This window comes from Aquimarina rhabdastrellae (assembly GCA_947387485.1).
Lineage (GTDB): Bacteria > Bacteroidota > Bacteroidia > Flavobacteriales > Flavobacteriaceae > Aquimarina.
The window spans coordinates 472,321-497,499 of record CANDNT010000001.1 but is presented as its reverse complement, the minus strand read 5'-3'; the positions used below and the strand labels follow the sequence as shown (position 1 = coordinate 497,499).

The 25,179-nt window shown below is 30.2% G+C and carries 19 protein-coding genes; 11 read left to right on the top strand and 8 right to left on the bottom strand.

The features are described from left to right. Positions 1-5: 5 nt before the first annotated feature. The 10 genes from ACYEKI_RS02215 to ACYEKI_RS02170 all read left to right on the top strand — a co-directional run bounded on the left by ACYEKI_RS02215 (position 6) and on the right by ACYEKI_RS02170 (position 13,830). Positions 6-428, top strand: coding sequence for a hypothetical protein (locus ACYEKI_RS02215; RefSeq protein WP_459209520.1), 423 nt, complete (start codon positions 6-8; stop codon positions 426-428). Positions 429-585: 157 nt separating this feature from the next. Beyond that, positions 586-1,779, top strand: a complete 1,194-nt coding sequence (locus tag ACYEKI_RS02210; protein WP_459209519.1) for a DUF2062 domain-containing protein — start codon at positions 586-588, stop codon at positions 1,777-1,779. 17 nt (positions 1,780-1,796) lie between these two features. Beyond that, positions 1,797-5,468 (top strand): MMPL family transporter, encoded by a 3,672-nt coding sequence (locus ACYEKI_RS02205; RefSeq protein ID WP_459209518.1) that lies wholly within the window; start codon positions 1,797-1,799, stop codon positions 5,466-5,468. A gap of 1 nt (position 5,469) precedes the next feature. Then, positions 5,470-7,014 carry a phytoene desaturase family protein gene (locus tag ACYEKI_RS02200; protein WP_459209517.1) on the top strand — a complete coding sequence of 515 codons (1,545 nt, stop codon included), beginning with the start codon at positions 5,470-5,472 and terminating at the stop codon, positions 7,012-7,014. 3 nt (positions 7,015-7,017) lie between these two features. Then, positions 7,018-7,884 carry a cupin-like domain-containing protein gene (locus ACYEKI_RS02195; protein WP_459209516.1) on the top strand — a complete coding sequence of 289 codons (867 nt, stop codon included), beginning with the start codon at positions 7,018-7,020 and terminating at the stop codon, positions 7,882-7,884. Between the two features lie 8 nt (positions 7,885-7,892). Beyond that, on the top strand, positions 7,893-9,575 hold the full coding sequence (locus ACYEKI_RS02190; protein WP_459209515.1) for a C45 family autoproteolytic acyltransferase/hydolase: 1,683 nt from the start codon (positions 7,893-7,895) through the stop codon (positions 9,573-9,575). 12 nt (positions 9,576-9,587) lie between these two features. Then, positions 9,588-10,874 (top strand): phenylacetate--CoA ligase family protein, encoded by a 1,287-nt coding sequence (locus ACYEKI_RS02185; RefSeq protein ID WP_459209514.1) that lies wholly within the window; start codon positions 9,588-9,590, stop codon positions 10,872-10,874. 378 nt (positions 10,875-11,252) lie between these two features. Further along, positions 11,253-11,705, top strand: coding sequence for a hypothetical protein (locus tag ACYEKI_RS02180; RefSeq protein ID WP_459209513.1), 453 nt, complete (start codon positions 11,253-11,255; stop codon positions 11,703-11,705). 602 nt (positions 11,706-12,307) lie between these two features. Next, on the top strand, positions 12,308-13,126 hold the full coding sequence (locus ACYEKI_RS02175; protein ID WP_459209512.1) for a sensor histidine kinase: 819 nt from the start codon (positions 12,308-12,310) through the stop codon (positions 13,124-13,126). A gap of 29 nt (positions 13,127-13,155) precedes the next feature. Further along, positions 13,156-13,830 (top strand): response regulator, encoded by a 675-nt coding sequence (locus ACYEKI_RS02170; RefSeq protein ID WP_459209511.1) that lies wholly within the window; start codon positions 13,156-13,158, stop codon positions 13,828-13,830. 53 nt (positions 13,831-13,883) lie between these two features. On the opposite strand, the gene ACYEKI_RS02165 is transcribed toward ACYEKI_RS02170, so the two are convergent. The 6 genes from ACYEKI_RS02165 to ACYEKI_RS02140 all read right to left on the bottom strand — a co-directional run bounded on the left by ACYEKI_RS02165 (position 13,884) and on the right by ACYEKI_RS02140 (position 22,433). Then, positions 13,884-15,326 carry a SusD/RagB family nutrient-binding outer membrane lipoprotein gene (locus tag ACYEKI_RS02165; protein ID WP_459209510.1) on the bottom strand — a complete coding sequence of 481 codons (1,443 nt, stop codon included), beginning with the start codon at positions 15,324-15,326 and terminating at the stop codon, positions 13,884-13,886. Positions 15,327-15,339: 13 nt separating this feature from the next. Continuing rightward, positions 15,340-18,630 carry a SusC/RagA family TonB-linked outer membrane protein gene (locus ACYEKI_RS02160; RefSeq protein WP_459209509.1) on the bottom strand — a complete coding sequence of 1,097 codons (3,291 nt, stop codon included), beginning with the start codon at positions 18,628-18,630 and terminating at the stop codon, positions 15,340-15,342. 301 nt (positions 18,631-18,931) lie between these two features. Continuing rightward, positions 18,932-20,128 (bottom strand): THUMP-like domain-containing protein, encoded by a 1,197-nt coding sequence (locus tag ACYEKI_RS02155; RefSeq protein WP_459209508.1) that lies wholly within the window; start codon positions 20,126-20,128, stop codon positions 18,932-18,934. Continuing rightward, entirely contained in the window at positions 20,129-21,217 is a 1,089-nt protein-coding gene (locus ACYEKI_RS02150; RefSeq protein WP_459209983.1) for an AI-2E family transporter, read from the bottom strand. A gap of 33 nt (positions 21,218-21,250) precedes the next feature. Then, positions 21,251-21,778 carry a TrmH family RNA methyltransferase gene (locus tag ACYEKI_RS02145; protein ID WP_459209507.1) on the bottom strand — a complete coding sequence of 176 codons (528 nt, stop codon included), beginning with the start codon at positions 21,776-21,778 and terminating at the stop codon, positions 21,251-21,253. A gap of 10 nt (positions 21,779-21,788) precedes the next feature. Beyond that, a complete protein-coding gene (locus tag ACYEKI_RS02140) occupies positions 21,789-22,433 on the bottom strand; it encodes a DUF4159 domain-containing protein (protein WP_459209506.1) in 645 nt (214 codons plus the stop codon). A gap of 51 nt (positions 22,434-22,484) precedes the next feature. Between ACYEKI_RS02140 and ACYEKI_RS02135 the strand changes: the two genes are divergently transcribed. Beyond that, a complete protein-coding gene (locus tag ACYEKI_RS02135; protein WP_459209505.1) occupies positions 22,485-23,204 on the top strand; it encodes a DUF1223 domain-containing protein in 720 nt (239 codons plus the stop codon). Between the two features lie 206 nt (positions 23,205-23,410). Here the strand turns inward: ACYEKI_RS02135 and ACYEKI_RS02130 are convergent, their stop codons facing one another. Further along, positions 23,411-24,115 carry a 16S rRNA (uracil(1498)-N(3))-methyltransferase gene (locus ACYEKI_RS02130; RefSeq protein ID WP_459209504.1) on the bottom strand — a complete coding sequence of 235 codons (705 nt, stop codon included), beginning with the start codon at positions 24,113-24,115 and terminating at the stop codon, positions 23,411-23,413. Between the two features lie 10 nt (positions 24,116-24,125). Further along, a complete protein-coding gene (tsaD, locus tag ACYEKI_RS02125) occupies positions 24,126-25,148 on the bottom strand; it encodes a tRNA (adenosine(37)-N6)-threonylcarbamoyltransferase complex transferase subunit TsaD (RefSeq protein ID WP_459209503.1) in 1,023 nt (340 codons plus the stop codon). Between the last annotated feature and the right edge of the window lie 31 nt (positions 25,149-25,179).

Sequence of the window (25,179 nt, the reverse complement as noted above, 5' to 3'; positions counted from 1 at the left end):
TAATTATGAAAGGTATTCAAATTTTAGCTATAGCTCTTTTAGTAATGTGTAGTTCTTGTAAAAGTCAATTAAGGCTAACTTCGGTTTATAAAGAAACTGTGATACCAGGTATTAGAACACAACAACCTTATATGCAATATGCAATATCTTTTGAGGTTGGTGAGGATATGGTTTTAGTTTTTGATGAAAATAAAATTGAGAACGAAAATTTTAATGGTCAAGATCTTAATATCGGATTGATGACTCAAAATCGCTCAAAAACTATGCAGTCTATAACCAAAGCAGGAGCATATACATTACTTATAGAAAGTATAGATAAAACGATAGATATCAATAGAGATAAATTAAAACTCTATTATAAGTCAAACGGAAAAACTCAAAGTATTGAAATAACGTCTTTTGAAAATAAGGAAGTTAAATTGAGATAATAGAGAATTCCATAAATAGTATAAAAGCCCTAATAATCTTTTTTATTAGGGCTTTTGTAATTTTAATTATAGCCATAATTAGAATTACTTTAAAAGATAAGTATAAGGATAGCTATATCAAGGAATATGTTATTTTTGTTGGGCAAAAATCAAGTAAGTGAACCTAACTAATACTTTTTCAGAAACTTTTAAGCAGTTAAACTGTTGTGTAATTATACCGACGTATAACAATCAAAAAACTTTGACCAGAGTTTTAGATGGCGTATTGTCATATACTAATAATGTGATAGTAGTTAATGATGGAGCCACAGACGAGACTCCTCAAATTTTATCACAATATAAAAATAGAATAGAGTTGATTACCTTTTCTGAGAATAAAGGAAAAGGAGTAGCATTAAGAGTAGCATTTAAAAAAGCTTCAGAATTAGGTTATGATTATGCGATAACTATAGATAGTGATGGACAACATTATCCAAAAGATTTACCTGTCTTTTTAGAAGCTTTAGAAAAACAAAATCCCGATAAACCATTATTATTAATAGGATCCAGAAAGATGGATGATCCTACAGTACCTAATAAGAGTAGTTTTGGAAATAAATTTTCTAATTTTTGGTATTATGTAGAAACAGGTATCAAATTAGATGATACGCAATCTGGATATCGATTATATCCTATTAAAGAAATAGAAAAACTCAATTTATATACTACAAAATTTGAGTTAGAAATTGAGGTTATCGTAAAACTAGCATGGAACCGTGTAGAAGTTCGCAATGTTCCTATTGAAGTTTTATATGATGAGAATGAAAGAGTAACACATTTTAGACCATTCAAAGATTTTACTCGCATTAGTATTTTAAATACATGGTTGGTAACCTTAACGATCTTATTTTATGGGCCACGTAATTTATTCTATAAGATAAAAGATAAGGGGGTTAAACGCTATTGGAAAGAAAATGTACTAAAGAGTAATGATAGTCCATCTAAAAAAACAGCGGCTATTATGTTAGGCTTATTTATAGGGATTATTCCGCTATGGGGATTTCAAACAGTCACAGTTTTGGCTTTGGCAACAGCATTAAGACTTAATAAAGTAATTGCATTTGTATACTCAAATATTAGTATACCACCTGTAATACCTTTTATAGTATATTTTAGTAGCATGATAGGAGCTATTGCCTTAGGAAAAGAACCAGATTTGACTTTGAATATTGAGGATATTCGTAATAGCAAAGATGTATTGACTGGATTAGGACAATATATAATAGGAAGTTTTATACTGGCTACAGCTGTATCTCTTTTTGTAGGAGGACTTTCTTTTGTGTATTTCAAGAGTAAGGCTTCAAAAAAATAATGGAATAAGAATTAAATATGTCAAACATTTTTTTCAAGATATATAACATAATAAAAACGTACAGGTTAATAGCATGGCCGTTAATTTTAGCTTTTATTGTAGGAATAGCAATTCTAGCGCAACACATACGATTTGAAGAAGATATTACACAGCTAATTCCTAATAACGAAAAATCTGAAGTAACACAGCGAGTATTAAATACAGTATCTTTTGCAGATAAGATTGTTGTTAATATAGAAACCAAAGGAGAAGCAAATGCAGATAGTTTAGTAAACTATGCACAAGACTTTGTAAATAGAATAGAAAAAGAATTATCGACGTATGTTAAAGATGTTCAAGGACAAATCGATGATGAAAAAGTCATAGATATATATGATTTTGTTTATGATAATCTACCTTTATTTTTAACCGATGAGGATTATAAAATCATAGAGCAAAAAATACAGACAGATTCAATTCAAAAAGCTATAAATTATAGTTACAAAGCCATTTTATCTCCAGCTGGAGTAATTACTAAGAGATTTATAGTAAAAGATCCTTTACAACTTACTAGTTTAGGATTACAAAAGCTAGCACAATTACAATTAGGTGATGAGTTTGAATTACACAATGGTTTTTTAATTACGAAAGATCATAAAAATGTCATATTATTTTTAACAACAGCACAAGCAACCAACGAAACAGATAAGAATACCTATTTTGTAGAGCAACTAGAAAAAATAAAAAAAGAATTAAATACAAAATACAAAGAAAGTGTATCTGCTAGTATTTTTGGATCTACACTTTATGCTGTTGCAAATGCAAAGCAGATTAAGACAGATATCCAGACTACAGTAACCATAGCTATGAGTATACTACTCATAATATTAGTTGTATTTTATAAGAAAATTACTGTACCTATATTAATTTTTATACCCACTATATTGGGAGCACTAGTAGCGATAGCATCGTTATATATAATTAAACAAAAGATTTCATCAATTTCGTTAGGAATAGGCTCGGTATTACTAGGGGTAACCTTAGATTATTCATTACATATTCTTACACATTTTAAGAAAAATAATAATGTAAAAGAGTTATATAGAGATGTAGCATTGCCCATTTTAATGAGTAGTTTAACTACAGCAACAGCTTTCTTATGTTTAATCTTTGTAAAATCAGAAGCATTAAAAGATCTAGGGATTTTTGCAGCGATAAGTGTTGTTACAGCATCTGTATTTGCTTTGATAATAATTCCGCAAGCTTATCGATTCAAGACTAAAGAAGCCAATTCAACAACTGTAATAGATACCATTGCAGGTATTAATTATGATAAAAATAAGCCATTGATAATAGGAGTTATAGGACTTTTTATAATAGGGCTGTTTTTATTTAAAAAAGTTGGATTTAATAGTGATTTAAATACTATGAATTATCAACCAAAATCATTGGTTGAAGCAGAACAAAAGTTAGATAGAATCACTAATAATAGTGCAAAAACCATCTACATGGTTTCTTATGGAGAAACACTAGATGAAGCTTTAGGATACACAAACGAATTACATCAAGAATTACAAGTTCATAAAGAAAAAGGAAATATAATTAATTACAGTTCTTTGGGAGGAGTTGTTTTTTCAAAAGAAAAACAATTAGAACGAATTGCTAAATGGAATTCTTTTTGGAATGAAGAACGTAAAAATGATGTGATCACACAATTAATAGCAAAAGGAAGTGAAATAGGATTTAAACCTAAAACGTTTTCTGCTTTTTATACCACATTAACTACTGCAAAAAAAACAATAGATTTTGATGATTATGGAGACTTAGAAACACTTCATCTTAATGAATACCTTACTATAGAAGATGACTTTGTAACAGTAATGTCTGCAGTAAAAGTTAATCATGATCAAGCAACGCAAATTACAACAGATCTTGATACCAATAAAAATAGAATAGTAATAGATCGTAAAAAATTAAACGAAACATTTTTAGGAAATTTAAAAAATGATTTTGACACATTAATAGGTTATTCTATGATAGCCGTATTATTGATTTTGTTACTGTTATACAGAAACTTGGTATTAACAATAATAACAGCATTGCCTATTGCAATTACATGGATCATTACATTAGGAATGATGAAAATGCTGGCTATTGATTTTAATATTTTTAATATTATCATCTCGACATTTATATTTGGATTAGGAGTGGACTACAGTATATTTATTACCAATGGATTAATAAAAGAATATACTTATGGTAAAAAAGAACTCACAACATATAAAACATCTATTATACTATCAGTCATAACGACAATTCTAGGTGTAGGAGTTTTAATTTTTGCAAAGCATCCAGCATTAAAATCTATTTCGATAGTTTCTCTTATAGGGATTTTTGCAGCAGTATTAGTCGTATACACAATACAACCTATTCTTTTTAGAGTTTGTATTACCAATAGATCAAAAAAAGGACTATCTCCTTTAAAATTAAGGCAAACAATACATTCCTTATTTAGTTTTAATTTCTTTATAGATGGAAGCTTTTTAGTATCAACTATAAGTGCGTTAATCATTCCATGGATTCCGATAGAGAAAAAGAAAAAGATGGGAGTTTTTCACATGCTGGTTTCCAAATTAATGAAAGCTGTATTGTATACTAATCCATTTGTAAGTAAAAAAATAGAGAATACAATAGGAGAAACTTTTGATAAACAATGTATTATTATAGCTAATCATGCATCATTTTTGGATATACTTACGATAGGAATGTTACATCCTAAATTGATATTTTTAGTAAAAGATGCTGTATATAATTCAAAAATATATGGAAAAGCAGTGCGTTTGGCAGGTTTTTATCCAGTTTCTTCAGGAATAGATAAAGGGGTAACTCATCTTAAAGAAAAAGTAGAACAAGGATATTCTCTAATAGCATTTCCAGAAGGAACCCGAACAGAAACTGCAAAAATGGCGAGATTTCATAAAGGATCATTTTTTCTGGCAGAAGAATTAGGATTAGATATAGTACCTGTATTAATACATGGGAACTCTAATGTTTCTCCTAAAGGTGATTTTATTATAGAAAATGGAAAGATACACGTTAAAATATTACCAAGAATAGCAGCAGGAGATACAACCTATGGAGAAGGGTATGCAAAACGAACAAAGCAGATTAGCAAATACTTTAAAAAAGCATATCAAGATTTACAAAATGAGCTCGAACATGTAACCTATTATCAAACGACATTATTAAATAACTATAAATATAAAACGTGTTATAGTGCGGTTAAAAAGCAGATTTTAAATCAAAAACATATTAATTATAAGATAGCTTCATTTGTAGATACAGAAGATAAAGTGTTGTATTACGGTAATGACCACGGGCAACAATTAATACATTTAAGCTTGTATAAACCATATGCCAAGATGTATGGATATATAAGAGAAAAAGAAAGGTTAAATGTAGCACAACACTGTTTTTCGACAATAAGGAATAAAATAACGTATATAGAAAATACAGCAATAGAAACTATTAAGTTTAATGTACTTTTATTAGATTTGGCAGAAGATGATACAACTCTAGATTTAGAAAGTTTACTATCGTTAGAAGTAGATCGTATTATCATAAAAACTAATGGGAAAAACATATCAAAACCAAATGGTTTTGAACTACACTATAACGAAGATCAAATTGTTGTTTTGAATAGAATTTAATATGGGAAATCATTATGATGTATTAATAATTGGTAGTGGGCTAGGAGGATTGGTTTCTGCAAATATTTTGGCCAAAGAAGGAAAACGTGTATGTGTTCTAGAAAAGAACAATCAATTTGGAGGAAATCTACAAACATTTGTTAGAGATAAAAGTATTTTTGATACTGGGGTACATTACATAGGAGGATTAGATAAAGGACAAAATTTACATCGATATTTCCAGTACTTAGGTATTATGGATGATCTCAAATTGAGCCGAATGGATATGGATGCATATGATGTAATTACCTTTGATGGAGATGAAATAGAATATCCGCATGCTCAAGGCTACGATAATTTTGTAAAACAATTAGTACAATACTTTCCAGAAGAAGAAGAAGGAATTCAGCGCTATGTAAATAAAGTTAGAGATACGTGTTATCGTTTTCCGTTATACAACCTCGAATTTGGTAATAGTTATGATGGGACCGACCTATTAACGCTTAAAGCGAAAGAATTTATAGATAGTGTGACGAAGAACGAAAAGTTAAGAGCTGTATTGGCAGGATCAAACTTATTATATGCAGGAGATCCAGAAAAAACACCTTTTTATGTTCATGCATTATCTATCAATTCATATATAGAAAGTTCTTGGAGATGTATAAATGGCGGAAGTCAAATCGCCAAATTATTAATTAAGCGTCTGCGAGAGTTAGGAGGAACAGTTTTAAAATATCAAGAAGTAAATCAATTTGAAATAGAAGAAAAAAATGTAAAAGCAGTAAGTACAGTAAAAGGAGATCGTTTTACAGCAGATTGTTTTATTTCAAATGTAGACCCTAAGTTAACCTTATCAATGATAGGGAAAGAGCACTTTAGAAACTTGTATTATAATAGAATACAAAAAACAGAAAGTGTAATTTCGGCATTTAGTATCTATTTGGTTTTTAAAGAAAAAACTTTCAAATATTTAAATAAAAACTACTATCATTCAAAAAGTATTGATAGAGTATGGTTAAGTGACCAGTATACAGAAGAAAGTTGGCCAGAAGCGTATTTAATCTCTATGGCTGAAGATACCAAAAATCCAGGATATGCAGATAATTTAACATCGATTGCATATATGCATTATGAAGATGTAGCACAATGGGAAGATACGTTTAATACTGTGGTAAATGAAACGGAAAGAGGAGCGGATTATGAACGTTTTAAACAAGAAAGAGTAGAAGCATACCTAATCGAATTAGAAAAGAAATTCCCTGAAATTAGAAAACATATTAAATCAATACACACATCTACACCTTTATCTTATAGAGATTATATAGGATGTTATAAAGGTGGAATGTATGGGTTTAAAAAAGATGCTGACAATCCTATGCGTTCGTTTTTATCACCAAGAACAAAGATTAGTAATTTGTTTTTTACAGGACAAGGGTTAAATATGCACGGTATTTTGGGAGTGACGATTAGTGCAGTATTAACATGCTCAGAAATTGTGGGGAAAGAGCATTTATTAAAGAAGATTTTGGCATCAGAAAAAGAAAGAGAACAAATCACAAAAGCATAAATCATGGGGCAATTTAAAACAGTACCAGTTGATCGAGTAAAGAATATTACCAAAGAAGAGTTTATAGAAAAATATTATAAACCCCAACGACCTGTTTTAATAGAAGAATTGACCAAAGATTGGGGTGCTTTTAAAAAATGGAATCTAGACTATGTTCAAGAGCGATCAGGAGATCAGGTGGTTCCTTTATACAATAATGAACCAGCCAAAGGTAAAGAGAGTGTATATGCCCCTGTAAAAGAGATGAAATTGGCAGAATATATCGAAATATTAAAAACAAAACCTACAGATCTACGTATGTTTTTTTATAATATTTTGGACAGCATGCCAGAACTACTCGATGATTTTGAATATCCAGAAATAGGATTAAAGTTTTTTAAACGCTTACCAGCATTGTTTTTTGGAGGAGGAAAATCAAAAGTTTTTATGCACTATGACATTGATTTACCAGATAATTTACACATCCATTTTCAAGGACATAAAAGTGTAACACTTTTTTCGCCAGAGCAAACCAAATATTTATATAAAGTACCGTTTTCTATTCATAATATTGATAAAATAGATATGGATAATCCCGATTTTGAGAAATATCCAGCATTGCAATACGCAGAAGGTATACAAGCAGATATGAAACACGGTGATGCCTTATACATGCCTAGTCGTTATTGGCATTATATAAAATATCTGGATGGAGGATTTTCTATGACCTTGAGAGCCTTACCTCGTAGACCCAAAAATGTTGCTACCATGCTTTATAATGTATTTATCATGAGGCATTTTGATAATTTAATGCGTAATGTTTCGGGAGATAAATGGCTTAATTATAAAGAAAAACTCGCATTAAAAAGAACCAATAAAAGGCTAAAGTAAAAATACTTATGCTTAAAATTAAAAAATCAATAATAAACCTACTATATAGCATACTGCTATGCCAGTTATTTCTTGCTTGCGGTATATCAAAATCTATAAAAGATAGACCAGATATTACTCAGTATACACAAGAAGTACCAGAACGCATTCGTCATAACGATTCTACATTTCAAGTTGCAAATAATTACTTAACCAAAAATGCACAGGGTTTATGGGAACTATATGTAGAAGGTGATCCATTAGAAATAGGATTAGCAACAGGAAAACTCACGCAAGAGTTAGCTCAAAAACAAGAAGACATTTTTTTATCAAAAGTAAGCGAAATTGTACCTTCAAAAACTAAACAGAAATTATTGAGAAAATTCTTAGCATGGTATAACAGAAAAATGTACTTACATGTAAAAGAAGAATATAAAACCGAAATTTTTGGACTTTCTAGATTTGGAGCAGATACCTATGATTATATCGCAGAGGATTATTTAAGAATGTTGTATTTACATGGAGCACATGATATAGGGCATGCTTTACAGGATTTAGCTTTGGTTGGTTGTTCTTCATTTGCTGTATGGGGAAATAAAACCGTAGATGGTAGTTTAACTATAGGGCGAAATTTTGATTTTTATGCAGGAGATGCTTTCGCGAAAGAAAAAATAATAGCATTTGTAAAACCTGATAAAGGACATAAGTTTATGTCTTATACCTGGCCGGGAATGATAGGAGTAGTTTCAGGAATGAATATAGAAGGACTTACTGTAACGATCAATGCAGGAAAATCTAAAATTCCATTAGTAGCCAAAACACCCATTTCGCTTTTAGCAAGAGAAATATTACAATATGCATCGACTATAGAAGAAGCAGTTGCAATTGCACAAAAACGCCAAGTTTTTGTATCTGAAGCTATAATGGTAGGTAGTGCAAAAGATAAAAAAGCTGTACTTATAGAAGTAGCTCCAGAAAATTTTGGAGTTTACGAAGTTCCTAATCAAGAACAATTGATATGTGCTAATCATTTTCAGAGTAAAGCTTATAAAGAAGATGAACGTAATGCAGCAGCTATATTAGAAAGCCATTCGCAATACAGATACGAACGAATGACAGAACTTTTAAACACTAATGATAAAGTAGATGTTAAAAGAGCTGTTGAAATATTACGCAATAGAGAAGGACTTAAAGATAAGTTTATTGGGTATGGAAATGAAAAAGCTTTAAACCAGTTATTAGCGCATCATGGCATTGTATTTAAACCAGAACAAAAACAAGTCTGGGTATCAAGCAATCCATATCAATTAGGAGAATTTGTAGCCTATGATTTAAATAAAGTTTTTGATGAATTTAATACCCAAAAGAAGAAGCACTCAGTATTAGCAAAAACAAACCTGAATATTCCTAAAGATACTTTTGTAACCTCAAAAGCATATAAAAATTACGAAGCATTTAGGAAACAAAGTAGAGCTATTCAAAAAGCTATCGATAAAAAAGAAAATATAACTGAAAAAGCAATTTTTGAGTTTGAAAAACTAAATCCTAATTATTGGGAAACTTATAAAGTAATAGGTGATTATTACTATTCAAGAAAGATATATAAAAAGGCTATTATAGCATATAAAAAAGCACTTAAACGCGAAGTTACAACACAACCAGATGTAGAAAACTTACAGAAGAAAATTAAAAAGTGTTATAGAAGAATTTAAAAGAGCATGCAGATGATTCCATCGATCGAAACGGTATCAAGAGAAGAAATAACAAAACTACAAGAACAAAAGCTACAAGAACATTTACAATACTTGCAGGCTAACTCACCATATTATCAACGTTTGTTTAAGACTCATAATATAGATATAACTACTATAAAAACTATAGATGATCTTCAACAGATACCTATTACGACCAAAGAAGATTTACAGCATTATAACGATGATTTTTTATGTGTGCCAAAAAATGAAATTGTTGATTATGTAACAACCTCAGGGACATTAGGAAAACCAGTGACCTTTGCGCTTACAGATGCAGATCTTGATCGTTTAGCATATAATGAAGCTATATCTTTTGCTGGTGCAGGAGTAACACAAGATGATGTTGTACAATTGACAACAACACTTGATCGTAGGTTTATGGCTGGATTAGCTTATTTTTTAGGAACTAAAAAATTGGGAGCAGCGATGGTGAGAGTTGGATCAGGAATACCAGAATTACAATGGGATTCGATTAAGCGTTTTGACACTACATATTTAATAGCTGTACCTTCGTTTTTATTAAAAATGATAGCCTATGCCGAGGCTAATGATATAGATTATAAAAACTCATCGGTAAAAGCAGCTATATGTATAGGTGAACCACTTCGAGATCAGGATTTTAATTTAAATACATTAGGACAGCGTATCAAAGATAAATGGGATATAGAATTATATTCTACGTATGCATCAACAGAGATGAGTACAGCATTTACAGAATGTAAAGCTCATCGAGGAGGACATCACCATCCTGAATTAATCATAACTGAAGTGATCGATGATGATGGACAACCGGTTAAAGATGGAGAAGCAGGGGAGTTAACCATAACTACACTAGATGTAAAAGCAATGCCTTTGTTAAGGTATACTACAGGAGATATTGTAAAAGTACATAGAGAAGCGTGTATATGTGAACGAACAACGATGCGTTTAAGTCCAGTTTTAGGGCGAAAAAAACATATGATAAAGTACAAAGGAACTACACTATATCCTCAAAGTGTTATTGAAGTTTTATCCAGTTTTGAAGCATTAAATGAATATATTATAGAAGTTACTACAGGAGATTTAGGAACAGATAAACTTATTATACATATACCAGACACTTTTCCTCTAGCATTACATAAAAAACTCAAAGAACATTTTAGAGCTAATCTAAGAGTTGTACCAGATCTAGAAATTTTGACAATAAAAGAATTACGAAAGAAAAAGTTTCCAGAAATGAGTAGAAAACCTATTACGTTTATTGATTCAAGAGAATAAAGCTTTTAGCTAAAATTAATTCTGTTTATTTAAATAATAATTTTTATTTATTTAATCAGAATAATACGATGAAATGCTAGTATAAAATATTTTTTAATAGTATTTGTGCGAAAATACCGCGTTTTTTTCTACTTTTAAGAAGTATCTTTAAAACTAAGAAATGGAATATTTTTATATAATAATTAGTTTTAGTCTATTAACCATATGGGTATATAAGACTAGAGTTAAAAGACTAAAAGCTCAAAAAATACCAGTAACTAAAAATAAAAAATCTCTATTTAATAATTCCTATTTAAAATAAAATATTGTTGCTGTAGTCATTTGATTAACATCTTGAAAACTAATAAATGACAAATTAGTAATTTAAAAAACATTAAAATGAGTAACAACGACACATTAAAAGAAACAATCACAAACACAATTTCATTAGAAACAGCTCAAGAATGGTCAAGAGAATGGAATGAAGAAGAATCAAGTTATAATAAATATAATAAATGTAATGCCTTTTTAATTCCAGTCGAAGACCTTTTAGAAGTTTTGGATGAGATGGGTATTTTAAACATACCTTTAGAAAGCATATTAAAAGCTAAAGAAGATAGAGGTGGGAAAGAATTTATTAGAGCCTATACTGGAGTACAAAATAAAATAGTAAATAATAAACTTAAACCAGAAGAAAAGTTAATGATTGTAGGAACTAAACTAGTAAACGGTACTTACAAAGATATGATAGCTGGTTATGATGATGAAACTATAGGAGAAGGAGGGAAAATTTTTGATTTTTCTGTACCATGTCCTCCTGCTTGTGATCCAGAAAGTCCTCTAAATGAGTAAAGAAATATGATTTTTTTTATTATTGCTTATTTAGGTATTTTTTTATTGGCAATTAATACTGTATTATATTTAAAAGCCTTACCTCAAAAAAGTAAGGCTTTTAAAATATATTCAAGATATCTAATTTTAATATTGTTAATTGAAATTTTTACTGTAGTTTTTGCACAAATTTTAAATAAAAATAATTTATTCTTATCTAATGTTTTTTTAATAATACAATTTATTTTTTTATCAATATTTTATTTTGAATTATTACAAAATAGATTAATCTATTTTGTAAGCTGTCTAGTAATGTTTTTTCTGGTATATCAGTATTTCTCTGATATAAAGCTTTTTAGTATTTATAATGCACTAGGTATAACAATTACACAATCTATTTTAATTGTTTATTCTATTATCTATTTTTATCAATCTTTGCATAAAAGAACTCCAGAGTTTTTAATAGTAAATATTGGAATCTTTTTATATCTAATTTGTAGTACGTTAATTTTTGCTTCAGGAAATTTAGTTTTTGATGTTAAAATTCCAACAAAAACATATTTTTTATTGTTAAAAGTAAATGGTATTTTATATATACTATATCAAATCCTAATTTTTATAGAATGGAGAAAGAATTATTACAAGAAGATTCCCAAATCATCTTAATTATCATTATAGCCATATTCGTATTATTATTTATGGCTGTAGCATTGGTTTTGTTTTTTTTCTTTTCGCGTAAAAAAATAATAGCGACAGAGTTAGATAAAGCTAATTTGGCATTAGCTCATCAAAAAAAGATTTTACAAGCGACTATTGAAACACAAGAGCAAGAAAGAGAACGTATTGCTCAAGATTTACATGATGCAATAAGCTCAAAACTTAATGTAGTAAGTTTAAGTACTAATGTATTAATAGATGGTAATCTTACTGATAAAGAACAAGAAGATACTTTGCAACATATTTTGAATATTACTACACTTACATTAGAAAGTTCTAGGCGTTTAGCACATAATTTATTACCGCCTATTTTGGATAAATTTGGATTAGAAGCTGCTTTAGAAGAATTATGTGATGAGTTTGAAAATAGTAAAAAAGTCACCATTCAAAGAAGTATTAAATACTTAAGTACATTTACTAAGACCAAAGAATTGCATATCTTTAGAATAGTTCAAGAATTTATAAATAATGCTATACGACATGGAGAAGCTACCCAAATGAGATTAATCGTAGTTAGTGAAGAAGATAATTTATGTATTTCTTTTGAGGATAACGGAAAAGGTTTTGATGAAGAAGTCTTAGAAGATAAAGTTGGATTAGGACTAAAAAATATTCAAAGTAGAGTAGATATATTAGATGGAGAACTAGACTATACCAGTAAGATTAATAAAGGAACAAAATTTACAATTAAAATAGGTAACGGAGAAGATGAATGTTGGAATTAGAAGTTTAATATACAGCAAAATATAATAAAATGAATTCTATTCGATTAGCGATAGCAGATGACGAAACGTTGTTTAGGCAGGGTATTTCTTTTATTTTAAATAAAGAAAGCAATATAGAGATATGTATTCAAGCAGAGAATGGAAATGATATCATTAAACAATTACAGCAAAGTAAAAATTTACCAGATGTAATTTTGATGGATTTAAAAATGCCAGATCTTAATGGAGTAGAAGCAACGAAGGTTATCCATAAAGAATTTCCTAATATTAAAATTATAGCGCTAACAAGTTACTATAGTAAACCTTTTATTATAAATATGATTCAACAAGGAGCGGTTGCGTATTTGGCGAAAAATGCAACCCCCAAAGATGTTATTCATACAATTAATCAAGTAGCATTAAAAGGTTTTTATTATGATGAAAAAGTAATGAAAATCATAGAAGAAGATGCTTTAAAAAACAACAAAAGTAAAAGTAACTTTGATAAAGACTATCTAACGAAAAGAGAGCGAGAAATTTTACATTTAATCTGTGAACAAAAAACAACTCAAGAGATAGCAGAACAATTATTTATAAGCCCACGAACAGTTGAAGGACATCGTAATAATTTATTATTAAAGACAGGCTCAAAGAATATTGCAGGACTGGTTATTCATGCAATAGAACACCAGATTTTTGTAAAGAAAATGAACTGGGAAGAATAAAAAACGGCTTAAATTAATTTAAGCCGTTTTGTGTTTTTATAAAATAATAACATCTAGTTAAGGTCCCAGAATAATTTAGTAGTTACAGCATCACCACCAATAGCAGTAGAGGCAGCATTATAACTATCCCCATTTAGAGTCTGTTCAACAATAGGAAATGTAAAACGAACAGGTGTTTCCGAAACTGGATCAGCAGGAGCTTCTAATACTGGATAATCCAATAATTTCCATGAATTCCAAGCAGCAAATCCTCTATTATATAATCCTATCCATTTTTGTATACCAATTTTTTCTTTCCAATCTCCGTTAGCTGTACTGTAAGCAACTTCTGGTTGAGCTAAATAGTTTGAAGCATCTGTAGCTGATCCACCCCAATATAATATAGAAGCAGTAATTGCTTGATTATAATATGTTTCGGCAGTACCACCTACATTAAAACCTCTTTCGCTAGCTTCAGCCAATAGAAAAGATACCTCTGCATAATCCATTAATGTTCCTTCAAACGTAGGATCATTAGCAATTAATTCGCTTATATGAGAGTAGTTACTATATGAATTAGAAGCACCAGGCGTTCCACCTTGATAGGTTCCATCTGATAATGGAGTAAAATAAAATTGACGTCTAGGGTCATTAAAGGTATTCATTTGATCAACAATAGTACTTGCAGGTATAAAATCTTTTCGACCACTTAAAACTAGATCTACATATAAAGGATTTGTATTAGGAGTCGAACTTAAATAATTTAAAGCTGCATTATCTGCATTACTATCAAAAACATTAGGTGCTGCACTTTCGATAGTAGTGCTAGCCAAAGTAGTTTCTGAAGCTATATCAGCAAGCGTAATACCTAATCTTAATTTTAAAGAATTGGCAAATTTAAACCATTTAAAAGTATCTCCTTGATACATATTGTCTTGAGGAACATCAAAACTACCTTTTGATATTTCAATACTATTAATCGCGTTGTTTAATCGTGTAATTAAATCTTGATAAATTGTAAGACCATCATCATAAACAGGAAGTAAATTATCTATATCCAAAGCTTCAGAATAAGGAACATTACCAAAGGTATCAACCAAAACAGCAAAAGTATACACATTTAAAACTTCGATAATAGCCAATTTATTAGTTTTTACATCAGGATCTTCTGTTGTCAATAAAGGAGTTTCTTCGATAATACGATATGCATCTTTTAAATCGATTAAAACATCTCTATACATTACATCCCAATGTTCTTGAGGAATGGTACGAGTTACTAGATCATAATTACTTTCGTCAGTATAAGTAGTTTGAGTCCATTGTTGCATGATAAGTCTGTAAATATTAATATTTACATTAGTGCTTACCATTTGATCAACAAGTGCTTTTTGTGCACTAGTAAAAAGAGCATCTCCAGGAACAACCGCTGGATCTTTTACATTAACATTAAGTTCTTCTATATCTGAAGAACAAGAAACACTAAGAATAATAGTGAATATATATATGAACTTTTTCATAAAGAATTCGATTTTAAAATTGTAATTTAAGATTGAAAGCAAAATCTCTTGTAGAAGGTAAAGAACCTATAGAGTATCCCTGTAAGTTACCTGAACCTAAACCTGATTCAGGATCTGCATGAGGTAAGTTTTTATCAATGATCCATAGATTTGATCCTACGATACTAAAGTTTGCATTTTTAACAAAAGTCTTAGCTAAAAGCTTTTGAGGTAAATTATAAGATAAGACAACCTCTCTTAATTTTACATAACTAGCATCATAGACAAAAGCGCTATTAGGTAAACCTCTACGATATCCCCATGCTCCAAAACGATCTGCTCTAATTCTAGATGTATTTACACTTCCATCAGGATTAACCCCAGGATTTATAAAACCACCACCATCAGCGATTGTATTTCTAACAGGATTACCTAGATCATTTATAAAGGCAGTTTCCTCATATAGTCCAGTAGCTAAACCATAATATTGATCCAAAGAGAAAATACTACCACCTTTTTGAATATCAATTAAGAAGCTAAAAGATATATCTTTATAAGTGAATTTATTATTGATACCACCATTCCAATCAGGATTGATATTCCCGATTACTTTATCAGAAGTAGAAGATCTTATATATTGACCATTAGAAGGATCAACAACTCTTTGTCCGTTAATATAAGTGAAATCCGTTCCTTGAATAGTACCATAAGGTTGTCCCACAGTAGCATTGATCGTTACCCCACCTTGAAAACTTCCTAGTTGATAATTTGTGATTTGGTTACCATTAGCATCTGTATATAACGAAAGTACTTCGTTGGTATTTTTACTCCAGTTAAGATTAATGTTCCACTTAAAATTGCTATTATCGATTACTTTACCAAATAAAGAAAGTTCAATACCACGATTTTCGATTTCACCAGCATTAATTAATTTAAAATTATAACCTGTTGCGGTAGAAACACGTAAAGGGATAATTTGATTATCAGTATTGTTTTTATAATATGATAAATCAAAACCTACACGTTTATTTTTTAAGAAAGCCATTTCTAAACCAGCTTCTATACTGGCAGTTCTTTCAGATTTTAAATCTGGATTGTTTTTTGTTCCTTTGATACTAGCACTAGCACCATTATAAGCTGTATTGATAGCATAACTATCATTAATTTTATCAAATTCTGGACTATTTCCAACCTCGGCATAATTTAAACGAACTTTACCAAAAGAGATGTAATCATTTTGTAATATTTTAGAAAACACAAAACTACCTGAAACAGAAGGATAATAAAATGAACTTTCTGATGTAGATAAAGTAGAAACTCGATCTCGTCTTAAAGTAGCATCTAAGAATAAGAAGTTATCATACCCCAAAGAAGCACTACCATAAACTCCATCAATACCTATTTTACCAACACGCTCTAGAGGATATAATAATGGAGATGCGGTATTTTGAATTGCATATATATTAGGAATATTTAAACCTCCATTAGTAGAAGCAAATAGTGTTCTAATATCATTACGTCTAATATTAACACCAACAACTCCTTTTAGATTTAATTTTTCAGATAGATCTTTATCATAATTAAGCATTAAATCATAATTATTCTCTGTAAAAACGATGTCTTTTCTAGAATACCCAGAACCTACTGCGATTCTACCTATACTACCATCACTTTCAGAATCTGTACCTATACCAAAACGAGTAGGAACACTACCAATAGCTCTGCGTTCTTCTTGTAATTCTGTATATGAATCAATAGTAATACGCCCCAAAACATCTAACCAATCATTGATTTTATAATTTAGAGAAACATTACCTATAAAGCGACTACGTTCGTCTGTTTGATAATTTTCATAACGTGTCCAATATGGGTTATCCCAAAAAATAGGAACAGGATTTTCGTAACTACTAGGGTTCCATGTAATATTTCTACCTGTAGAAAAATAAGCATCTCTTTGCTGGTTTATATCAACATTTGTTTGCCAAAATTGTCTAAACATTCCCATAATATTATCATTATAACCAGTAGAGTTACGCCCTTTTGTATCTGTTTTAATATAGTTTCCAAAACCACTTACAGTAATTTTATCAGTAAGATTATACGAAGCGTTTAAAGAAAAGCTTTTTCGATTAAGTTTACTATTAGGTAATAATCCTTCTTGATCAAATTTTGTGATTCCCATGCGGAAACTTCCATTTTCAAATCCCTTTGATAAAGAGATAGAATTATTATAAGTAACAGGTGTTTCAAAAAACTCAATTGGACCATTGGCTGCATTTACCCATGGAGTAGCAGTTAAATAATTGGGAGATTCTGGATAGAAAGCATCCCATTGATAAACTAAAAGATTAGGATTAAAAGCAGCACCATAAGAACCATCTTCTGTAAGCGGTGTAACAAAATCTAGATTACCATCACCGTCAATATCAATTTGGTCCAGATAACTATCTTCATCAGGACCATAATAAGGACCGTAACCACCACCGTATTGGGATTGATATTTAGGGAAAGTTGATTTATCAATCGAACCAATTGTAATTCCTGTATTAACAGTAATTCCTATTCCAGGATCTTTACCACCTTTTTTTGTAGTAATAATGATTACACCATTTGCCGCTCTTGCACCATATAAAGCAGATGCGGCAGCACCTTTTAGTATATTGATAGACTCAATATCATCGGGATTAAGATCTGAAGCGGCATTACCATAGTCATAACCTGTACCTGCTTGTTCTTGAGATCTAGAATTTGTATTGGTATTTCCTACAGGAATACCATCAATAATGAATAATGCTTGATTGTTTCCAGTCAAAGATGCATTACCTCTTATAACAATATTTGTAGAACCTCCTAAATTTGTATTTCTCTTAATTTGAAGACCAGAAGCTTTCCCTGATAATGAGTTTACAAAATTAGCGGTTTTTACGGTACTTACATCATCACCAGAAACTTCTTGAGTAGAATATCCAAGCGATTTTTTTTCACGAGATATACCTAATGCAGTTACTACTACAGTTTCTAATTCTGATGCTTGAGCTTGCATTTGAACATCTATAGTATTTGATGCACTTACTGATATTTCTTGATCTGCAAAACCAAGGTAGCTAAATACCAAAGTATTGCCTTCTTGTGCTGTGATTGTATACAGACCGTTAAAATCAGATTGAGCACCTATAGATGTTCCTTTTACGATGATGTTCACCCCTGGTAATGCTACCCCTTTATCATCGGTTATTTTACCATTGATTGTTTTTTCTTGCGCAAACGATAGCTGCGTTATTAATGCCAAGAGTAGCATTAACAAGTTTCTTGTTAAAAATTTCATTGCTGTTTTTATAAGTTAGAATTTATAAACAGAAAGGAATCATTTCATTGCAATAAAATGATATACTAAGGAAGACTCAAAGTAAGTTTTGAGAAAAAATGTATATAATAGGGGGGGAATTATTTATAATTAACAAGGAACATTAGGCATCAAAATGAAACTAGTAGAGATTAACTATAAAATACTATTTTACCTACATCAAAATAATTCATTTCTACTATCAAAATTGATGAAAAGATGTGATTTAAACAACTTTTACCTGTATAAAATTGAATGTCTTACAAGTAAGGTTAAAATTTCATTAGATTTGAGTTGATTTATTACAAATAATAACAATCTTATTGTTTTGATAGTCGGTAGTAAAGAAAATATATAATGAACCACCATCTTTGATTTTAAATTTTTTACGTAACTGAGCAACACTTTCAGGAAAGTTGCGAGTTGTAATATTTGCTTTGGTAATATTTAATTTTTTTAAAGCTGATTTTTGATAAGGTAAATAGCTTTCAATTATAAAAGTTCTACCAGGAAAAGAACTAAGTTCATGAGAAGTGTAGAGATGAGAATGAGGATGTAATTTAGGGATGCCCAATTGTTTTGCAACATTTAAAAAACCACCACTTTTTAAGATAGCAGCATTAGGTTCGTATAAATATTGTTGAGGTAAAGTATAAGTTATTTGAGTATTTTGTGTGGCATCATTTCTTGTAAAAGAAAACTCTTCTTTTTTTGTATCGGAAATAAGATTTACAGTCTTTATAAGTGTATTGCCTTCATACTCTTTCTCTAGAATCCATAAAAGTTCTTTTACTTCATTTTTAACAGCTATACAGTGAATTTCTTTTACCCCATTTAACGATTTTATCCCAGCATCTAAATCTAATAGAGGAGAGGTTTTTATCATTATATTTTTACTGTGAGAATAGTAAACTTCAAGATTTGCTGGTACATTAGGTAAACAATCTTCAAGAAAGAAAACTTTTCCTTTTGCTTCATGTCTACGAGAAGGATCGATAAAAATCCAATCAACAGTTTTTTGTTGCTGTAAGGTTTCTAAACTATCTCCAGAAACTGTTGTTATATTGAATATTTCTAGAGGAGCTAGATTTTGTTTTACAATAGAACTAAGATCAGTATTAAGTTCACAATGTATTACAGTGTTAAATGATTTTGAAAAATAATAATCATCAATACCAAAGCCACCAGTGAGATCAATAAGATGTTCCCCAGAGATTAAACTACTTTTATAAGCTGCGGTAACTTCAGATGAAGTTTGTTCTAAGTTTAACGTAGGAGGATAATAAATATTCTTTTTTTGATACCAAGTAGGTAGCTTATGTTTAGCTTTAATTCTACTTTGAATTTGTTGCGCTAACTCTTGTATAGAAATATTTTTAAATGGACTACCTGCCAGAATTAACTTAGATAAATCCGTCTTCTTTTCTGAGTGTTCAATGATAAAATCTTGAACAGCAGTATCAAAAATAGCTGTATTCAATTATAATCCTTTGGTTAATTGTTTAACAATCTTGTATTCTGATAAAAACTCTTTGGCAATAACCTTGATAGCAGTATAAAAAGGCACAGCGGTGATCATTCCTCCAATACCAAATAATAATCCACCAATTAAAATAGCTAAGAAAATTTCTAGCGGATGGGATTTAACACTATTTCCAAAAATAAAAGGTTGATTAAAGAAGTTATCAATTAACTGAATAATAAAATATCCAATTAGAATATAAGAGAGTTTAGGGAGAATCACAGTCGAAAAATCTGCACCCAAATGACTTGTTGTTGCAAGAATTAAAACGAGAATACCTCCAAATAGAGGTCCTACATACGGTATCAAATTAAAAATTGCAGCAATTAAAGCTACTGCCACAGCGTTGTGTACACCAAAAATTAAAAATAAAATAGTGTATAAAACAAATAGGATAAATACCTGAAGTAATAAACCAGTGAAATATCTTGAAAGTAAATCTTTGATTTTAGTAAAAACTCTAGAAAACTTTTTCTCTTCTCCTTTTTTTGCAAAAACTAATAAGCTTCGTTCTAATAATAGACTATCTTTTAATAAGAAAAAAGAGATAAAGAGAACTGAAAATAAACCAATAAGTAAAGAGCCAAATCCACCAACAAAATTATTGATGATATTAGGAATAATTTTTAAATCAAAGTATTGTGTTAAATCGGTTTGTTTAATGAGTTCAATAAAACTTAACTTTTCAATATTAAAATAATCGCTTATCTCGGTATTTAATTGATCTAATTGACTTTTTATGAGGTCTATATTGATTTCACCTATTAGTTGTCCTTGTTCGCTTATAATAGGAATAAACAATGTAAATATTCCAAAGAAAATAGCTATGGTGAGAAGTAAAGCAATAATCACAGCAAGAGTATTGCCAAATTTCAATTTACGTTTAAAAAAGAATACAAGAGGCCTTCCCATTAAAGAAATTACTGCAGCAAAAGCGATGTATAATAACACAGATTGGATTTTATATAAAAACCATATCAAGCCTAGAATACCAATAATGATGGCTACAGCTCTTAAAATACCATAAGCTATTGTTTTTGAATTCATCATTTGATTAAAAATTATAAGTTCAAAGTTAAGCTATTTTTTATTTAATCTCGGCGTCCACTGTTTAGTGATTTCATAGACAGCAATACTAGTTGCTGCAGCAACATTCATACTACTATTATTACCGTGCATGGTTATATGAGTATTGCATTGCATTTGATTTAAAATTTCTGGAGCGACACCTAAACTTTCTTCGCCTATGATTAATGCGATTTTTTCTAATGAAGTAAAGTCCATTTGATCAATAGGAATGCTATCATCTGTAATCTCAAGAGCAATTAAACTATAAGCTTCTTTTTTTAAGGTAATTATAACATCTTGAATAGATTCCTTTACTTCATAAGAAACATATTTATGTGTAGCTCTTGCAGTACGTTCCATACGTTTACCACCAATAGTAATATCGGTACCACAGAAAAATATTTTTTGTATACCAAAACTATCAGCAAGTCTAAAAATACTTCCAATATTAGCTGGAGAAGCTACTTGATTACAAACTAAAATCAATGGAAACTGTGTTTTTGTAAAAGCAGTGTTTTCGTGATGTAACTGTGTACTCATACTTAAGGGACTAGTGCTCAAATGCGTATTTTATAATATTTGCACCCATTTGCAGTGCAAGAAGTCTTACCGAAGCAGGATCATTGTGAACTTCAGGATTTTCCCATCCATCGCCTAAATCACTTTCAAAGGTAAAGAGTAATACAAGGCGATCTTCATCAAAAATACCAAATGCCTGTGGACGTTTACCATCATGTTCATGAATTTTTGGTAAGCCTTTAGGAAATGAAAAACCTTCTGTGAAAATAGGATGATTTGCAGGAAGTTCTGTGAGTCTTTTATCTGGAAATAATTTAACCAATTCTTTTTCAAGATAGGGTTTCATACCATAATTATCATCAATGTGTAAAAAACCTCCACTAAGAAGATAATTCCTTAAGTTGTCGATATCTTCATCTGTAAAAAAAACATTACCATGACCAGTCATGTGCACATAAGGATATTGAAAAAGATCAATACTTGATGGCGTAACTGTTTGTGGAGTTTCTTTGATACGAGTATTTATATGTTGATTACAAAATCGAATCAAATTTGGTAGCGCAGTAGGATTACTGTACCAATCACCACCACCTTTATATTGTAAAACAGCTATTTCTTGAGCATTTGAAATCCAAAAGAACAAGCAAAAAATTATAGTATATGTAAGTTTATTCATGATACGCTGTCTAAACCAATGAAAGTTTAAAAGTAATTAAAAAAACAATAGATGAAGAAGAAGCTTTTACTTATCTTAACCTTAATTACTACGATTATTGCACAAGCGCAAGATAATAAAGGAGTTATAGTTTTGGAGTTATTTACATCACAAGGATGTAGTAGTTGTCCGCCTGCAGACGCACTTCTTGATGAAATAAAAGAGAAGAATAAAGATAAAGAAGTTTATGTTTTGTCATATCATGTAGATTATTGGAATCGATTAGGATGGAAAGATCCTTTTAGTAGTGAACGTTTTACTTTATATCAAAATGAATATGCAAACGAATTTTATAGCAGATCTATTTATACACCACAACTGGTAGTTAATGGGAGTGAACACTTAGTAGGATCAAATAAAAGTAAAGTTTATAATACAATTCGTAAATATGAGACAACTACTACGACCAATAGTATCCAATTAGCTAATGTTAAAAAAGAAAAAGGCGAAATAGTATTGAGTTACAATGTAGAAGGAGAAAAACCAAATCGATTAACATTAGCATTAGTGATTAATGAACGAATTACAAAAATAATAAGAGGTGAAAATAGAAATCGTACTTTAAAAAATACCAATATTGTAGCGAATAGAGTAGTCGTTACACCTAATGAAAACGGAGAAGCTTCAATAGCAATTCCATCATGGGTTAAGACTACTGATAAATTATCTGTTATTGCTTATACGCAAGATGATGATTTAAAAACAATGGGAGCCACAGCTACAATATTGTAAACAAGATCATTCTGGTAAGTTTGATGTACTATTTTTACAGATATAGGGTTTGAATCTACATTCAGACCCTATTTTATTATAAAGTTATTCAAAATCAAGAACAATTATTTTGATTTAAACCTCAATAAATCTAAAGCATTAAATGTAGCAGTATAAAATGTTTTAGTAGATGAGTCAAATAGTTCGTATATAACTTTTATGATCCGTTATTCATTACTATAAGCTATACTATGTGCAGCAACAATAGCAGCAGTTTCTGTACGTAAACGCGTATTACCTAGAGTTACAGGAATAAAATTACTAGATAAAGCAATTTCGATTTCTTTAGAAGAAAAATCACCTTCTGGACCAATAAGTATAGTTACATCAGTATTCTTTTTTAGTGTGTCTTTAAACGAGCGCTTAGATGTTTCTTCACAATGTGCTATAAAGAGTTGACCTTGTTGCTGCTTAGAAATAAAATCAGAAAAAGAAATAGCAGAGTTTAATTTAGGTAAATGTAATTGTAAAGATTGTTTCATCGCACTTAACAAAATACGTTCAAAACGTTCTTCTTTAATTACTTTACGTTCACTGTGATCACAAATAATAGGAGTAACCTCATCAATACCTATTTCTGTTGCTTTTTCGAGAAACCATTCATAACGATCATTCATTTTTGTAGGAGCAACAACTAAGTGTACGTGATAAGGCCTTGCTTGAGTAGTTTTAATATGATTTATCGTTGCAATACATTTGTTAGGTGAAGAAAAAGTAATTTCACCACTAAATAAATCACCTTTACCATTAGTTACAGAAAGCAGATCACCTTCACGTTTTCTTAAAACCTTGGTAATATGTTTACTTTCTTCTCTAGAAAAGACAAGCTCTGTAGTTTCTGTAGTTAATGAAGAATTATAAAAAAGCTGCATAGTATAGGAATTAGAATTTTATACGAGCTTTTGCAATAATATCCATATCAGTAAAGTCTTTTTTAAGATATTTTAAATAACCCACAATTGCAATCATTCCAGCATTATCTGTGGTATATTCAAATTTAGGAACAAAGGTTTTCCAACCGTATTTATATTCACCTTCTTTAAGCGCTTTTCTAATACCAGAATTAGCAGAAACACCACCACCAATTGCAATAGATTTAATGCCTGTTTCTTTGCTAGCTTTTTTTAGTTTATCAATTAGAATATTAATAATAGTATATTGGATAGAAGCACAGATATCCTCTAGGTTTTCTTTTATAAAATCAGGATTTTCTTTTGTCTGTTTTTGAACAAAATAAAGAATAGCAGTTTTTAGTCCACTAAAACTAAAATTAAGCCCCTGTACTCTAGGCTTTGTAAAAGGAAAAGCTTTAGGATTTCCTTTTTGTGCATGTTTATCTATTAAAGGACCACCTGGATAAGGCATACCCAATATTTTTGCACTTTTATCATAAGCTTCACCTACAGCATCATCAATGGTTTCTCCTATAACTTCCATTTCAAAATGATCAGTTACTTTAACAATTTGAGTATGACCACCACTTATAGTCATAGCTAAGAAAGGAAATTCAGGAACATCATAACCATCTTCTTCTATAAAATGAGCTAAAATATGAGCTTGCATATGGTTTACATCAATCAGCGGAATGTCTAGAGCTAAAGCAAGAGATTTTGCAAAAGATGTCCCTACCAATAACGAACCCATTAAACCAGGCCCTCGTGTAAAAGCAATAGCACTAAGATCTTCTTTTTGTATTCCGGCTTGTTTTAAAGCTTGATCAATTACAGGAACAATGTTTTGTTGATGTGCTCTAGAAGCTAATTCTGGAACTACACCACCGTATTGTTCGTGTATTTTTTGAGTAGCTACAACATTTGATAATATCCTTCCGTTGCATAATACAGCTGCTGCTGTATCATCACAAGAAGACTCAATACCTAAGATATAAACATTTTGTTTGTCCATTACGTGGAAAAGGGCATAGAAATTGTTAATA

Bases quoted from the DNA above. Each gene is read 5' to 3' on its own strand.
- ACYEKI_RS02190 (WP_459209515.1), top strand. From the start codon at position 7,893: ATGCTTAAAATTAAAAAATCAATAATAAACCTACTATATAGCATACTG.
- ACYEKI_RS02215 (WP_459209520.1), top strand. From the start codon at position 6: ATGAAAGGTATTCAAATTTTAGCTATAGCTCTTTTAGTAATGTGTAGT.
- ACYEKI_RS02185 (WP_459209514.1), top strand. From the start codon at position 9,588: ATGATTCCATCGATCGAAACGGTATCAAGAGAAGAAATAACAAAACTA.
- ACYEKI_RS02175 (WP_459209512.1), top strand. From the start codon at position 12,308: ATGGAGAAAGAATTATTACAAGAAGATTCCCAAATCATCTTAATTATC.
- ACYEKI_RS02170 (WP_459209511.1), top strand. From the start codon at position 13,156: ATGAATTCTATTCGATTAGCGATAGCAGATGACGAAACGTTGTTTAGG.
- ACYEKI_RS02140 (WP_459209506.1), bottom strand. From the start codon at position 22,433: ATGAATAAACTTACATATACTATAATTTTTTGCTTGTTCTTTTGGATT.
- ACYEKI_RS02180 (WP_459209513.1), top strand. From the start codon at position 11,253: ATGAGTAACAACGACACATTAAAAGAAACAATCACAAACACAATTTCA.
- ACYEKI_RS02165 (WP_459209510.1), bottom strand. From the start codon at position 15,326: ATGAAAAAGTTCATATATATATTCACTATTATTCTTAGTGTTTCTTGT.
- tsaD (WP_459209503.1), bottom strand. From the start codon at position 25,148: ATGGACAAACAAAATGTTTATATCTTAGGTATTGAGTCTTCTTGTGAT.
- ACYEKI_RS02130 (WP_459209504.1), bottom strand. From the start codon at position 24,115: ATGCAGCTTTTTTATAATTCTTCATTAACTACAGAAACTACAGAGCTT.
- ACYEKI_RS02160 (WP_459209509.1), bottom strand. From the start codon at position 18,630: ATGAAATTTTTAACAAGAAACTTGTTAATGCTACTCTTGGCATTAATA.
- ACYEKI_RS02135 (WP_459209505.1), top strand. From the start codon at position 22,485: ATGAAGAAGAAGCTTTTACTTATCTTAACCTTAATTACTACGATTATT.
- ACYEKI_RS02205 (WP_459209518.1), top strand. From the start codon at position 1,797: ATGTCAAACATTTTTTTCAAGATATATAACATAATAAAAACGTACAGG.
- ACYEKI_RS02145 (WP_459209507.1), bottom strand. From the start codon at position 21,778: ATGAGTACACAGTTACATCACGAAAACACTGCTTTTACAAAAACACAG.
- ACYEKI_RS02200 (WP_459209517.1), top strand. From the start codon at position 5,470: ATGGGAAATCATTATGATGTATTAATAATTGGTAGTGGGCTAGGAGGA.
- ACYEKI_RS02195 (WP_459209516.1), top strand. From the start codon at position 7,018: ATGGGGCAATTTAAAACAGTACCAGTTGATCGAGTAAAGAATATTACC.
- ACYEKI_RS02150 (WP_459209983.1), bottom strand. From the start codon at position 21,217: ATGAATTCAAAAACAATAGCTTATGGTATTTTAAGAGCTGTAGCCATC.